This is a genomic window from Janthinobacterium sp. SUN206 (assembly GCF_030587305.1).
Classification (GTDB): domain Bacteria; phylum Pseudomonadota; class Gammaproteobacteria; order Burkholderiales; family Burkholderiaceae_D; genus Janthinobacterium; species Janthinobacterium kumbetense.
In genome coordinates this window covers 380,539-394,612 of record NZ_JAPWIB010000001.1, presented here as the reverse complement: position 1 = coordinate 394,612, position 14,074 = coordinate 380,539, and the positions used below count along the sequence as shown (strand labels likewise).

The following is a 14,074-nucleotide window of genomic DNA, read 5'->3' as shown; positions in this document are numbered from 1 at the left end:
ATTACCAGCTCCTGAATTTGGCGGGTGGTTGATACAGGCCGTCGGACCATTCGACCAGGTCGGCGATGCTTTTCGCGGCCAGCAGCGAGCGGCTGGCGGCACCGCGCTGCACGCCGATATCCTCGGGCAGCGCGATCAGGCCGTCGGCGCGCAGTTTCGCCGTCGTCTTCGGGTCGTGGCGCAAGCCGATGGGCGTCACGCCAGCCACCGCCGCCAGCATGGCCTTGCGTTCGTCGAGCGAACGGGCCTTGTACAGGTAGGCGATGCCCTCCTCCGTCAGCACGTGGGTGACGTCGTCGCCGTAGATCATCACGGGCGCCAGCGGCATGCCGCTGGCCTGGCCCACGGCCACGGCGTCGAGCGATTCGACGATGGTCGGCTGGCCGCCGTCCTGGAACGTTTCGACCATCTGCACCACCAGCTTCTTGCCGCGCGCGAGCGGATCGTCCGTCTCGATCAGGTCCAGCCAGGCGGGCGTCGGATGGCGCCGGCCGTGCGGATCGTGGCCCATGTTGGGCGCGCCGCCGAAACCGGCCAGGCGGCCGTTGGTGACGGTGGACGAGTTGCCCAAGCCATCCATCTGCAGGGTGGCGCCGATGAACAGGTCGACCGCATACTGGCCCGCCAGCTGGCACAGGGCGCGGTTCGAGCGCATGGAACCGTCGCGGCCCGTGAAGAACACGTCGGGCCGGGCGGCCGCATAACCTTCCATGCCCAGCTCCGCGCCGAAGCAGTGCACGCTCTCGACCCAGCCCGTCTCGATGGCGGGAATCAGGGTGGGATGCGGGTTGAGCACCCAGTTGCGGCAAATCTTGCCCTTCAAGCCCAGCTGCTCGCCGTAGGTGGGCAAAATCAGTTCGATGGCGGCCGTATTGAAACCGATGCCGTGATTGAGCGACTGCACCTGGTGTTTTTCATACACGCCGCGGATCGCCATCATGGCCATCAGCACGTGCACGGGCTTGATGACGCGCGGGTCGCGGGTAAACAAGGGTTCGATGAAGAACGGTTTGTCGGACTGCACGACGAAATCGATCCACGAGCCGGGCACGTCGACCCGCGGCAAGTCGCTCACGTCGTCGACGATCTGGTTCACCTGGGCGATGACGATACCGTCGCGGAAGGCGGCCGATTCGACCAGGGTGGGCGTGTCCTCGGTGCTGGGGCCCGTGTACAGATTGCCCTGGCGGTCGGCCATGTAGCCGGCCACCATGACGACGTTGGGCGTGAGGTCGACGAACAGGCGCGCATACAGTTCGATATACGTGTGGATGGCGCCCACTTCCAGCAAGCCATCCTGCAGGAATTGCGCGATGCGCAGGCTTTGCGTGCCGGCAAACGAAAAATCGAGCTTGCGGGCGATGCCCCGCTCGAACAAGTCGAGGTGCTCGGGCAGGCTGACGCTGGGCATGATCAGGTGCAGATGGTGGATCTTGTCGGGGTTGACCTGGGTCAACATGCGGGCGAGGAAGTCGGCCTGCTTCTGGTTATTGCCTTCAAGAACGACGCGGTCGCCCGGCGCAAGCAGCGCTTCGAGCACGGCGACCATGTCGCCCTGTTGCAGCACGGGGCCGCTCGCGTACTGGCGCACGGCTTCCAGGCGGCGGCGCTTCTCCGTGCGCCGCGTATCCCATTGTTTTTGCCGCTGCGCTGGCGCTGCTGTGGCGGTTGACATCATGCCTCCGGAATGAGCTATCGAACCCCGACGATAGAACGAAAGCGTCACCGCGACAATCAACCTGCTACCATGTTCATTACCTTGAAGTTAATGAACTGCCATAAAAGAGGCTAGCCATGGCCATCAATGAAGAAATCACCTTGAAAAAGCTGGAAGTGTTTCTCAGCTTTATGGAATTGAACAACCTGGCGCGGGTGGCCGATGCGCTGGGCCAGAGCACCGTCAGCGTGCACCGCGCCCTGCATTCGCTGGAAGACGGCTTGCGCTGCCCCCTGTTCAAGCGCGAGGGCCGCAGCCTGATCCCCCTGCATGCGGCCTACACCTTTGCCGAATCGGCGCGGCGCGCGCTGGCCGAGTGCGAGGAAGGCGTGCGCAAGGTGCGCGAAATGTCGGGCATCAACCCCGTGCGCCTGAAGATCGGCTCGCTGTATTCTCTGACCCTGCACTGCATCCCGCAACTGGTGATCGCCCTGAAACTGCGCCGGCCGGGCCTGGACATCGACCTGACCCTGGGGTCGAACCGCGAACTGCTGCAAAGCCTGGCCGATGGCAGGCTGGACGCCATCATCGTCGGCGTGCAGGAAGATGAGCAGCATGCGGGCCTGGTGGCCGTGCCCCTGTTCCAGGACGACATCTTCCTGGCCGCGCCGCTGGCTTCGCCCTATGCCGGGGCCGCTTCCGTGGACTTGCAGGCGTTGCGCGACGACAAATTCGTCACGCTCAACGAGGGTTTCGTCACCTCGCAAAGCTTCAACCATGCATTCGAGCTGGCCGGTTTCGTGCCCGACACGGCCATGCGCGTGGGTGACATCTTCTCCCTGATCAACCTGGTCAGCGGCGGCATCGGCTACAGCCTGCTGCCCGGCCGAGTCCGCGCCTTCAGCTCGCGCATCGAACTGCTGCCCCTGGACGCCCGCTACGGCTCGCACCAGCAGATTACCCTGCTGATGCTGAGCAGCCGCGAGCGCGACCCAAATCTGCTGGCGCTGGCGGCGGAGTGCAGGTTGTATGGGCGTGGCGAGCGCGCAACTGATAGCTGAAATGGAGTCGCACGTCGAAACGGTGGCACAGGAGCGCCGCGCTGCGATGCTGGGGCGCATGGAAAACGGGGCCACTTGCAATCTTCAACTGGGCAGCATCAGCTCAAGTTGGAAATTCTCCGTGCATATAGGTTTTCCAGAGATTGTCGATAAAGTCGATCTCGACTTTATCGTGACATGCCTGCGCAATCAAGCCCATGTCGTCCGACACATATCCAGCAAGGTCGGAATTTTCAGTGACTTGATACACTTTCTTGAATGCGATCTCCCTGATCTCCTTCACCAGGGCGCCCTCGGGTGGACAAGATGAGCTCACTTTTTCGTAGCTGGCACACCATGCGCCATCAAACTCAAAAGAGTCCCTGGCGCACAATGCAGCATCCCAGTCAGTATCTTTCTGAAAAATAGTCTCAAAAAAAATACTCTTATTTATTGTCGCTAAAATTTCGCTTACGGTCGTCATCTCGATATTTCGTATTCATCTGTGTGGATGCCATTCGGCGTTTCGTGAGCCTGCGCGCCAACGATTGTTATGACCTGACGCCAAAACGCCCGCAAGCAGGTCAACGCGCCCATTATAGGGACTGACATGGACTGCTCACGGGACTGGAGCACGGTAACATTAAATCGCGCTATCCCAAGGCGCCGACAGCCGCACGGCGCAGTTGATGAGACCCACCATCGAATACGTCTGCGGGAAATTCCCCCACATCTCCCCCGTCACCGGATGCGTGTCTTCCGACAGCAAGCCCAGGTGATTGCGCGCCATCAACATCGTCTCAAAAATTTTGCGCGCTTCGTCTTTCCTGCCGATGCGCGCCAGGGCGTCGATGCGCCAGAAGGTGCAGATGTTGAAGGCTGTTTCCGGTTTGCCGAAGTCGTCGGGCGCTTCATAGCGGCGCATGTAGGGGCCGTCGCACAGCGATGCTTCCAGCGCATCGACGGTGGCGATGAAACGGGGATCCATGGGGTCGATGAAGTTAACTTCCGCCATCAGCAGGACGGAGGCGTCCAGGTCGCGTCCGCCCAGGCTTTCCGCGAAGGCTAGGCGCTCTTCGCTCCACGCTTCGCGCAGCAGGCGTTCACGGATCAGCACGGCGCGGCTGTTCCAGTGGTCGGCCCGGTCGTCCAGCCCCAGCTTGTGCGCGACTTTCGCCAGGCGGTCGCAGGCGGCCCAGCTCATCAGCATCGACGAGGTGTGGACCCTCGCCCGCGTGCGCAGCTCCCACATGCCCGCGTCCGGCTCCGCATGCAGGCGGAAGGCCTGGTCGCCCACGGCTTCCAGCGCGGCAAACTCGGCTTTTCCCGCCCGGTGGAACAAGCGGTGGTCGAGGAAGGCCTGCGCCGCGCCTAATACAATGTTGCCGTAGACGTCGTGCTGGAAGTGTTCCTGCGCCTGGTTGCCTACGCGCACGGGGCCGTTGCCCCGGTAGCCGGGCAAGTGGTCGAGCATGGATTCGGGCAGTTGCTCTTCCAGGCCGATGCCGTACAGGGGCTGGATGTGGCCGCCTTTCGAGCGGGCGACGATATTCGTCAGCCAGCGCAGGTATTCCTCCATGGTGCCCACTTCCGACAGGCTGTTCAACGCGCGCACGACAAAGAAGGCGTCGCGCAGCCAGCAATAGCGGTAATCCCAGTTGCGGCTGCTGCCCGGCGCTTCCGGGATGCTGGTGGTCATGGCGGCGATGATGGCGCCCGTGTCTTCATATAAAGACAGTTTTAATGTGATGGCGGCGCGGATGACCACGTCCTGCCATTCCAGCGGCACGGCCAGGCGGCGCGTGTAGGTGCGCCAATAATTGATGGTTTCCTTTTCGAAGATGCGCGCCGTCTCGTCGATGCCGCCGGCCAGGGTTTCATCGGGACCGAGAAGGAAGTTGGCCGTGCCGCCCAGCACGAAATACGTTTCACTCAGCACATAGTTGAGCGACACATCGGTGTTCAGGCGCAAGGTCTGTTCCGGTCCCACGTAGCGGATGTGGTGGCTGCCCTGCGTGATCTGCGGCGCCAGTTTGCCCCAGTCGTAGCGGGGGCGCAGGCGCACCCGGATGCGCATGGCGTGGTCGAGCGGACGCACCCGGCGGATCAGCATCAGCGGGCGAAACATGCGGTCCCGGCTGAGGAATCGGGGCGCGAAATCCGTGATTTCCACGCCGCGCCCCTGCGTATCGTACAACCGCGTGCGCAGCACGGCCGTGTTCGGCTCGTAGACTTGCTCGCTGCGGGCGAAGTTTTCGATGTCGATGGCCCACACGCTGCCGTTTTCAGTGTCGTCCAGCAAGCGGTTGAAGACGGGATCGCCGTCGAAACGGGGCAGGCACGACCAGACGACCTGCCCCGCCTGGTCGATCAGGGCACTGAAGGCGCAATTGCCCACAACGCCGCAGTTGAGGGATGCTGGCGCGGACGCGCCGCCGGGGGTGTCATCAGCTTGTTCATTGGATATGGTCATCGGCTACTCCTTGAAAGGGGATACGGACGCGGCCAGCAGCGCGGCGCGCAAGGCGCGCGGACTGGCCAGGCGCAGGGTGGCGGCGCTGGGGCCGCTGCCCACTTTCACGCCCTGCCCGCCTGCTTGTTGGACATAGGCAAAGCCTGCCTCGTCGGTGGTGTCGTCGCCCGCGAACACGGGCCGGCGGCCGGCGAACGGGGCTTCCTGCATGAAGGCGGCGATAGCGCCGCCCTTGTCCGTGGCGGACGGCTTGGCTTCCAGGACCATTTTGCCATGCAATAGCAATACCCCCGGGCACGCTTGCACGGCCGCCGTCATTTCTTGCATGCACAGTTGCTCGAGTTCCGGCGCCAGCCGGTAATGCAGGGCCACGGCGCCCCGCTTCCGCTCCACCAGCAAGCCGGGGTGCATCGCCGCCAGCGCCTGCGCGCGCGCCAGCACGGGCGACACGTCGGGCGTGGCCGCCACGCTGAACGTGCCATCGGCGCCACGCCGCTCCACGCCATGCACGCCGGCCACCGGCAACACCAGGGGCGCCAGCATGGCGTCGATCTGCGTCACGGGACGCCCGGAAATGAGGGCCAGCGCGCCCCCATGGCGTTCGGCCAGCAGCGCCAGCGCCTCAATGACGCCCGCTTCCAGGCGCACGCCGTCGGGCGTGGGCGCCAGGTCGACCAGGGTGCCGTCGAAGTCGAGGAAAACGGCTGTGCCGGGCGTACCCAGCAGTTGCAGCAAGGCTGCGCTGTCGTCAGGGGTCTCGACCATCAAATCATCCCCTTGCGCCGCTTGATGCGGCTGTGGGCATCGATCTTGGTCATGACCTTGTCGCGCTGGCGCAAACGGGCCGCGTCCAGCAGCATGCGCCCGGCCCAGCGGTACACATTGAAATGTTTCACGCGGGCCCGCATGCTCTTCATGCGCTCGCGCTGTTCCACGGGCGGCATCACGAGGGCGCGGTACAGGGCGTCCGCGCCCTGCTCGATGTGATACGGGTTGATGATCAGCGCTTCGTGCAGCTCGCGCGCGGCGCCCGTGAATTGACTTAAAACAAGTACGCCCAGCTCGTCGTCGCGCGCGGCGATGAATTCCTTGGCCACCAGATTCATTCCGTCATGCAAGCTTGTCACCATGCACACTTCCGAGGCGCGGAAATAGCGCTGCAAATCGTCCTGGCCGTGGTGCTCGGCTTTCAGCAGGATGGGCACGTAATCTCCGCTGCCGAAACGGCGGTTGATGCGCTCGACCATCTTGCGCACCCTGGCGTCAAAACTCTGATATTCATCAAGCGAAGCGCGGCTGGGAGCGGCGATTTGCACGAAAGTAAAATTGCCCACCATGCCAGGCTGCTGTTCCAGCATGCGCTCGACGGCCTGGAAGCGCTCGACGATGCCTTTCGTGTAATCGAGGCGGTCCACGCCGATGCCCAGCAAGTGGTCATGTGCCACGCCCAGCTCGCTGCGGATCTGCGCGCGGCAGGTGGCCACGTCGGGCTGCGCCGGGTCGTCCTCGGGCCAGGCGATGGAAATCGGGTAATCCTCGACCTGCGTCATCTCGCCGCCATATGAAATGGTCGACGCTTCCGGCTCGATGCGGGTTTCCAGGTAGCGGTCCACCGTTTCGAGGAAATTCTTGCGGTGGAATGGCGTGTGGAAGCCGAGGATAGTGCTGCCCAGCAAGCCGTCGAGGATTTCCTCGCGCCAGGGGCAAATGCCGAACGATTCGGAATTCGGCCAGGGGATATGCCAGAACGTGATGATCGTCGCCTTCGGCAAGGCTTCGCGCACCATGCGCGGCAGCAAGGCGAAGTGGTAATCCTGCACCAGCACGACGGGGTTGTCCGTCTTCGCTTCGGCGATCACGGCGTCGGCGAAGCGGCGGTTGACCTTCACGTATTGCTCCCAGTCGGACGAGCGGAACACGGGGCGCACATGGGCGATATGGCACAGCGGCCACATGCCCTCATTGGCGAAACCATAATAATAGCCCTGCTCTTCCTCTTCCGTCAGCCATACGCGGCGCAAGGTATAGCTGGGATTGTCGGGCGGCACGGGTACGTGGTCGAGCTTATCCACCGTCTCGCGGTCGGCGGAACCGGCGCCATGCGCGATCCACGTGCCGGAACAGGCGCGCATCACGGCTTCCACGGCCGTCACCAGGCCGCTGGCGGGACGTTGGACGGCGATGCCGGTATCTGTTTTCGTGTGGATGTACGGTTCGCGGTTCGACACCACCAGCACCTGGTCGCCCTGCAAATCGGCTTCCAGCAAGGCGCGCAGCTTGTCCGGCGTCCAATCGGACGACCAGCCGTTGTCGCCCTGGCGTTCCAGGTGGTATTCCTGCAGCAATTCGCGCAAATCGCCGATCAGCGGCTGCATTTCCGGCGGCGGCGCGGGCGCGGCGGCGGGTGCGGCGGCGGCCACGGCTCCATTACTTTTCGGCAACAACTCGCCCCGCAGAATATCTTTCACGGCAGACAGCCAGCCGCGCCAGCTCAAATGGGCCACGAACACGGTCATCAGGGAAATCAGCACGGCCAGCACGGCCAGGAAGGCAAAGATGAAACGCTTGGTATCCGTATTGCGGCGCTCGACAAAGCTCATGTCCTGCACCAGCACCAGCCGTCCCAGCTGGGTAGCGTCCTGCATGACGGGGGTTTCGCTGAGGTGGACTTGGCCCTGCGGCAATTGCGCGAGGGATTTGTACAGGCCGCCCGTGGGAGGCGTGCTCCAGCAGCCGATGGAGCTTGGGTATTGCGCGGACTGGTACAGCAAGTGGCCTGCATTGTCGCAAAAGCCGATGGCGATCAGGCGTTCGTCGCGCGTGGCGCCCTGGAACAGTTCTTTGACGCGCGTGGCGTCTTGCGCTGGCAGGTATTCGGTGAGCGAGGGCCGGAGGGTTCCAGCGAGCAATTCTGCCCGGCTGTCGAGGTCGCGCACATACCAGCGCAGGGTGATGTTGTCGAGCAGGGGTACCACGATATAAGCAAACAATCCCAGCACCAGGGCCAGTGGCAGGATGAAGCGCAAGGACATTCGGAGTGATCGTACTATCATCGTTTTCCTTTGCAAAAACAAAAAGCATGGCAAGTATGACTATGTTTCCACTGCGGCGACGCCCGTTTGCTTTCCGTAGCGAAACGTCAACGTGGCATGGCGCAGCGCAGCAATTTCTTCCAGTATCCACCTTGACGCAGGTCTTATCCGTACGGCAACGCACGCCCCCGTTACGCCATCTGCCCGTAAAATACCGCTTCCGACATCCATTTCACTAAAAACAAGGAGTTTTCGCCTATGGATCTCAGCACGTTCCACTCGCTGATGGGAGGCCCGCTGCGCTCGGCGCTGACCGTGCTCGTTTCCGCCCTGCTCGTCACGGTGGTCGCCATCGGCGTGCACCGGGCCGGCATTGGTTTGCTGAAAAGGCTGGCCAATGGCCGCCCGTTCACCACCAACGCCACGCGCGTGGCCTTCCGCGCCAGCCAGCTGTGCGTGATCGTCTTCGGCCTGCGCATGGTGCTGGCCGGCGCGCCCGACGACACGCCGGGCTTGCTGGCCATGTCGCATCTCGCCAGCGTGGCGCTGATCATCGCGCTGACCTGGCTGGCCATGCAATGCATCCAGGCCCTGTCCATCACGATTTCCGAAGTCAACCCCGTCGACGTGGCCGACAACCTGCGCGCGCGCCGCCTGATCACGCAAGCCCGCGTGCTCACGCGCAGCGCGCACGCCATCGTCGTCATCCTGGGCCTGGCCTTCGTGCTGCTGACCTTGCCCGGCGCGCGGCAGATCGGCGCCAGCCTGCTCGCGTCGGCCGGCGTGGCGGGCCTGGTGGCCGGTATCGCCGCCCGTCCCGTGCTCGGCAATTTCATTGCTGGGCTGCAAATTGCGTTTTCGCAACCCATCCGCATCGACGACGTGCTGATCGTCAATGGCGAATGGGGCAAGGTCGAGGAAATCAAGGGCACGTATGTGGTCGTGCGCGTGTGGGACGAGCGCCGCCTGATCGTGCCGCTGCAATGGTTCATAGAAAATCCGTTCGAGAACTGGACGCACAGCTCGTCCACCCTGCTGGGCACGGTGTTCCTGTGGCTCGATTTCAGCATCCCGCTCGAACCGCTGCGCGCGGAACTGACGCGCATCTGCGAGTCCGCCGCGCAATGGGATGGCCGCGTCTGCACCGTGCAGGCGACGGATTCGAACGAGCGGGCCGTGCGCGTGCGCTTCCTCGTCAGTGCGGCAGATTCGGGCCTCGCTTTCGAGCTGCGCTGCATCGTGCGCGAGCAGATGCTGGCCTTTATCACGGCTAATTATCCGCATGGCTTGCCCCGCTTGCGCTCCACGCACGACCCCATCGAGCTGCACGCCATGCAGGCGCAGAACGACAGCGTGTCGCTGTACAAGGCGCAGCACAAGGCTTGAAAAACCTGCGGCGCGCTGCCCTCGCCCGCGCGCCGCTAGAATAAGGCGCATGAGCACCACCGCCTGGTTCATCCTGATCGGCTGCCTGATGCTGGCGCGCGGCCTGGGCGCCGACGGCATCGCGCGCCTGCCCTTGACCTCGGCCATGGCTTACCTGGGCGTGGGCCTGCTGCTGGGCCCCATGTTCCTCGGCCTGTTTGCCTTCGACCTGGTGCGGCAGGCGCCCCTGCTGGAAACCCTGACGGAAATCGCCGTCCTCATCTCCCTGTTTTCCGCCGGCGTCAAGATGCCCGTGCCGTTCAGCCTGGCGCGCTGGCTGCCGTCGCTGCGCCTGGCGTGGCTATCGATGGCCATTTCCGTGGCCCTGGTGGCGGCCTTTGCATGCCTGGTGCTGGGCCTGCCCCTGGGCGCGGGCGTGCTGCTGGGCGCCATCCTCGCGCCCACCGATCCCGTGCTGGCCACGGACGTGCAGCTGCGCCATGCGGGCGACAGCGAGCAATTGCGCTTCATCCTGACCAGCGAAGCGGGCATGAACGATGGCAGCGGCTTTCCTTTCGTCATGCTGGGCCTGGGATTGCTGGGCTTGCATGAGCTGGGTCCCCATGGCGCCACCTGGCTGTGGCGGGATCTGTTCTGGGCCAGCGCGGGCGCCATCTCCCTGGGCGCGGCCGGCGGCGCGCTGCTGGCCTGGCTGGCCTGGCAGGTGCGCGCCAAGGAACCGAAACACGCGATGCTGGACGACCTGGCGGCCCTGGGCCTGATCGCCTGCGTGTACGGCGTGGCGACCTGGCTGCACGCGTGGGGCTTTTTGGCCGTGTTCTTTGCCGGCGTGGCCCTGCGCCAGACGGAACTGCGGCTGGCCGGCGCGCCGAAAGACCGGCAAGGCTTGCTGCAAGCGGGGGAAACCCACGCCGCGTCCGCCGCCAGGCCGCACGACGGCGAGGTGACGCTGACGGTCAGCGGCGAATCGCTCGTCTTCAAGGAACACCTGGAACGCCTGTCCGAACTGACCCTGGTGCTGTTGCTGGGCGGCGCCGTCACGGCCGCCGCCTGGCGCTGGCAGGCGTGGAGCGTGGCGCTGTTCCTGCTGCTGGTGGCGCGCCCGGCCAGCGTGATGCTCGGCTTGCTCGCTTCGGGCACCAGCGTGCGCCTGCGCGGGCTGGCCGCCTGGTTCGGCGTGCGCGGCATCGGCTCGCTGTACTACCTCAGCTATGCCATCGCGCATGGCTTGCCGCGCGGCCTGGCGCGCGACCTGGCCGACATCACCCTGGTCGTCGTCATCCTCTCCATCGTCGCGCACGGCTTGACGGTCAAGCCCCTGCTGGAACGCTATTGGCGCAAATAGGCGCCGGCTATCCCCGTTTGTCATTGCTGCACAGCAATGTTTTGTCAATCGCCCCTATGTCGGGCGGAAATGTTGTTAAGATAATTAAAAATGGCAAAAGAGAGAATCAATGAAACGACGAAGCGTGCTGGGACTGGGCGTCTCACTGGCCCTGCTGCAAACGGGCTGCGCCACCGATCCGGCCAGGCTGGCGTGGGAAACGGAATTTGACGGCTTCATGCGCGATGGACTGGCCCGCACGGAAACGCCGGGCATGGGCGTGGCCGTGGTGCGCGGCGAACAGACCCTTTTCGCGCGCGGCTATGGCTGGGCCGACATCCAGGCCGGCAAGAAGGCCGACGCCAACACGGTGTTCCATGTCGCGTCCGTCAGCAAGCTCGTCACGGCCGCGGCCGTCATGATGCTGCTGGAACAGGGCGCCTTCCAGCTGGACGACAAGGTGGCGGCCTACCTGGACTTCCCGCTCATGCACCCGAAGTTTCCCGACGTGCCCATCACCTTTCGCCATCTGCTCAGCCACACCTCGGGCATTTCCGACGCCGTGTACGAAAAAACGACGGCGTTTGCCGTGCAGGGCGACCCGCGATTACCGCTGCGCGACTTCGTCAAGGGCTATCTGTCGCGCGGCGGCGCCTGGTACGACGCGGATGTGTCGTTTGCGGCACGGCCCGGCACGGAATGGCGCTACAGCAATGTCGGCATCGCCCTGCTCGGCTATCTGGTGGGCCGCGTGAACCCCGATGGCCTCGACGCCTTTACGCACGAGCACCTGTTCGAACCGCTGGGCATGGACCATACGGCGTGGAGCCTGGCCGGCTTGCCGCGGCGCGCCGTCGTCGCCCAGCCGTATGTGCACAAGGAGCCGGGCCTGCAAGTGCTGCCGCCCGTCGGCTATCCGGACTGGCCGGCGGGACTGCTGCGCAGCTCGGCGCATGACTTCGCCCGCTTCCTGGCCATTTTCAGCAATGGCGGCCGGGTCGATGGCCACCGCTACCTGCAAGATGCCACCCTGCAACTGTTTTTCGCCCCGCAAGCGGCCCCCGTCGTGCCCGCCGATTCATCCGTGCGCCAGGCCCTGGTGTGGCTGCTGCGCGACGTCGACGGCAAGCCGCTGGCCACGCACAGCGGCGGCGACCCGGGCGCCGCGTCCGTCGTCTGCGTCGACCGCGCCAGCAAGACGGCCGTGCTGGCCTTCGCCAACGTCAGCGCGGACAAGGAGTTTCGTTCATTCCAGAAAGAAGTCGTGCTGCGCCTGCTGGCCCATGGGGGCAGCGGCGCGCCGGCGGCAAAGAAAGCCTAGGCGCCGAACCAGCCGCGCAGTTTCTCGGCGGCCCGTTCCTTGACGTCGGCCGTGATGTAGGTGGCGACCGTGGCGACGGCCGCCGCCAGCACGGCCAGGTCATCCGCATAGCCGACGACGGGCGTGATGTCGGGAATCGCGTCGATGGGCGAAATGAAATAGCCGAGCGCGCCGTAGATGGCCGTCTTGGCCCACAGCGGCGTGTTCGGCTGCTGCGCCGCGTAGTACAGCCACAGGGCTTTCTCGATGACTTCGCGCCCCGCCGTCCTGGCAAACTTGACGACCTTGTCCCAGAAGCTGTCATCTGTGTATTTCTTTTCATACTGCTTGTCAGCCTGGGGGGCGTGGTCTTCTTCCAGATTCTTTTTTCTGCCAAACATCTGCTGCTCCTGTCTGCCGCGCACGGCGTTACGAATGCGCACCTTAGCATAACGGCGCGCCGGGCGCGCGGCGTGCAAGGTAAGCTATCGTCATGGAAATATCCGCCACCACCACGGCCCGCGCCGCCGGCCTGCGCTACACGGGCGACCACCAGCGCGGCATCGCCCGCCTGGGCAAGCCCGGCAAATTCCGCTACCGCGACGGGGACGGCCAGTTCCTGCGCGATGCCGCCGCGTTGACGCGCATCAAGGCACTGGCCATACCGCCCGCCTGGACGGACGTGTGGATCTGCCCGCACGCGACGGGACACCTGCAGGCGACGGGGCGCGATGCGCGGGGCCGCAAGCAATACCGCTACCATGCGCGCTGGCGCCAGGTGCGCGATGAAGTGAAATATGAGCGCATGCTCAGCTTTGGCCGCGCCCTGCCCGCCATCCGCGCCGCCGTCGCGCGCGGTATGCAGCTGCCCGGCTTGCCCCGTGAAAAAGTGCTGGCCACCATCGTGCACTTGCTGGAATTGACGATGATGCGCATCGGCAACGAAGAATATGCGCGCACCAATAAATCATTCGGCCTGACGACCCTGCGCACGCGCCACGTGCAGCTCGACGGCAGCGCCGTGGCCTTCCGCTTCAAGGGCAAGAGCGGCGTGCGCCACGATATCCGCCTGAGCGACCGGCGCCTGGCCAGGGTGCTGCAGCGCATGCGCGAGCTGCCGGGGCAGGAACTGTTTCAATATGTCGATGAGGATGGCGCGCGCCACGGCGTCGATTCGGGCGACGTCAACGATTACCTGCGCGCAGTGACGGGCGAAGACTACACGGCCAAGGATTTCCGCACCTGGTCCGGCACCCTGCTGGCCGCGCTGGCCCTGCAGGCGTTCGAGCAGGTCGATTCCGAGGCGCAAGCGAAGAAAAACATCGTGCAAGCGATCGAGTCGGTGGCAAAAAAACTGGGCAACACGCCGACGATCTGCCGCAAGTGCTATGTGCACCCGGCCGTGCTGGAATCGTATCTGGATGGTAGCTTATGGGAAGGCATGCGCGCGCGGGCGCGGCAGCAATTACAGGAAGACTTGCCGGCGCTGGCGCCGGAAGAAGCGGCCGTGCTGGCCTTGCTGCAGCAGCGCCTGCAGGCCTGACCCCATCAAGCCTGGCGGGCCGGCTGGGGCTGGCACTGGGCCGACAGGGTGAGGGCGTCGCTGCGGCAGACGGGCAAGGCGCCGTGGCCTGCATCGCGCGCCACGGGCGCCGGGGCGGCATCGTCCGTCCGCGCCTCGTCCGTATTCATCAAGGTGGCCGCCAGGGTCGAGAAAGTAAACAGGCAGATCAGCAGGAACGGCTTGTTCACGTGGATGGACTGGACTGGCTTTTGCATCGCATACTCCGTCGGACTGGTTGGCTGTTGCAGCATGAACATCATCATCGCGTGTTTCCGCAAGGCATACAATCAGACAGTTT

12 protein-coding genes are annotated in these 14,074 nt (G+C 64.5%); 5 read left to right on the top strand and 7 right to left on the bottom strand.

The genetic code is table 11. The features are described 5' to 3' along the window. Position 1: 1 nt before the first annotated feature. Positions 2 to 1,675: a malonate decarboxylase subunit alpha gene (mdcA, locus tag O3300_RS01590; protein ID WP_305051785.1), complete on the bottom strand. Its 1,674-nt coding sequence runs from the start codon at positions 1,673 to 1,675 to the stop codon at positions 2 to 4. Between the two features lie 119 nt (positions 1,676 to 1,794). Between mdcA and O3300_RS01585 the strand changes: the two genes are divergently transcribed. Beyond that, on the top strand, positions 1,795 to 2,718 hold the full coding sequence (locus O3300_RS01585; RefSeq protein WP_305051784.1) for a LysR family transcriptional regulator: 924 nt from the start codon (positions 1,795 to 1,797) through the stop codon (positions 2,716 to 2,718). Between the two features lie 103 nt (positions 2,719 to 2,821). Here the strand turns inward: O3300_RS01585 and O3300_RS01580 are convergent, their stop codons facing one another. The 4 genes from O3300_RS01580 to O3300_RS01565 all read right to left on the bottom strand — a co-directional run bounded on the left by O3300_RS01580 (position 2,822) and on the right by O3300_RS01565 (position 8,223). After that, a complete protein-coding gene (locus O3300_RS01580) occupies positions 2,822 to 3,181 on the bottom strand; it encodes a hypothetical protein (protein ID WP_305051783.1) in 360 nt (119 codons plus the stop codon). Between the two features lie 159 nt (positions 3,182 to 3,340). Next, a complete protein-coding gene (locus O3300_RS01575; RefSeq protein ID WP_305051782.1) occupies positions 3,341 to 5,170 on the bottom strand; it encodes a glycoside hydrolase family 15 protein in 1,830 nt (609 codons plus the stop codon). Between the two features lie 3 nt (positions 5,171 to 5,173). Next, the gene (gene otsB, locus O3300_RS01570; RefSeq protein WP_305051781.1) at positions 5,174 to 5,935 is read right to left on the bottom strand and encodes a trehalose-phosphatase; all 762 of its coding nucleotides are present in this window, start codon (positions 5,933 to 5,935) and stop codon (positions 5,174 to 5,176) included. Beyond that, positions 5,935 to 8,223 (bottom strand): trehalose-6-phosphate synthase, encoded by a 2,289-nt coding sequence (locus O3300_RS01565; protein WP_305051780.1) that lies wholly within the window; start codon positions 8,221 to 8,223, stop codon positions 5,935 to 5,937. The genes otsB and O3300_RS01565 overlap by 1 nt, the downstream gene beginning before the upstream one ends. Positions 8,224 to 8,460: 237 nt before the next feature. Between O3300_RS01565 and O3300_RS01560 the strand changes: the two genes are divergently transcribed. The 3 genes from O3300_RS01560 to O3300_RS01550 all read left to right on the top strand — a co-directional run bounded on the left by O3300_RS01560 (position 8,461) and on the right by O3300_RS01550 (position 12,233). Continuing rightward, positions 8,461 to 9,588: a mechanosensitive ion channel family protein gene (locus O3300_RS01560; protein ID WP_305051779.1), complete on the top strand. Its 1,128-nt coding sequence runs from the start codon at positions 8,461 to 8,463 to the stop codon at positions 9,586 to 9,588. Positions 9,589 to 9,637: 49 nt separating this feature from the next. Beyond that, on the top strand, positions 9,638 to 10,933 hold the full coding sequence (locus O3300_RS01555) for a sodium:proton antiporter (RefSeq protein ID WP_305051778.1): 1,296 nt from the start codon (positions 9,638 to 9,640) through the stop codon (positions 10,931 to 10,933). A 109-nt stretch (positions 10,934 to 11,042) separates the two neighbouring features. Continuing rightward, the gene (locus O3300_RS01550; protein ID WP_305051777.1) at positions 11,043 to 12,233 is read left to right on the top strand and encodes a serine hydrolase; all 1,191 of its coding nucleotides are present in this window, start codon (positions 11,043 to 11,045) and stop codon (positions 12,231 to 12,233) included. Here O3300_RS01550 and O3300_RS01545 read toward each other — a convergent pair. Next, positions 12,230 to 12,613 carry a YkvA family protein gene (locus O3300_RS01545; protein ID WP_305051776.1) on the bottom strand — a complete coding sequence of 128 codons (384 nt, stop codon included), beginning with the start codon at positions 12,611 to 12,613 and terminating at the stop codon, positions 12,230 to 12,232. The genes O3300_RS01550 and O3300_RS01545 overlap by 4 nt on opposite strands. Positions 12,614 to 12,705: 92 nt before the next feature. On the opposite strand from O3300_RS01545, the gene O3300_RS01540 reads away from it, so the two are divergent. Further along, positions 12,706 to 13,755: a DNA topoisomerase IB gene (locus tag O3300_RS01540; RefSeq protein WP_305051775.1), complete on the top strand. Its 1,050-nt coding sequence runs from the start codon at positions 12,706 to 12,708 to the stop codon at positions 13,753 to 13,755. 5 nt (positions 13,756 to 13,760) lie between these two features. Here the strand turns inward: O3300_RS01540 and O3300_RS01535 are convergent, their stop codons facing one another. Continuing rightward, complete coding sequence (locus O3300_RS01535; RefSeq protein ID WP_305051774.1) at positions 13,761 to 13,991, bottom strand: hypothetical protein; 231 nt, start codon at positions 13,989 to 13,991, stop codon at positions 13,761 to 13,763. Between the last annotated feature and the right edge of the window lie 83 nt (positions 13,992 to 14,074).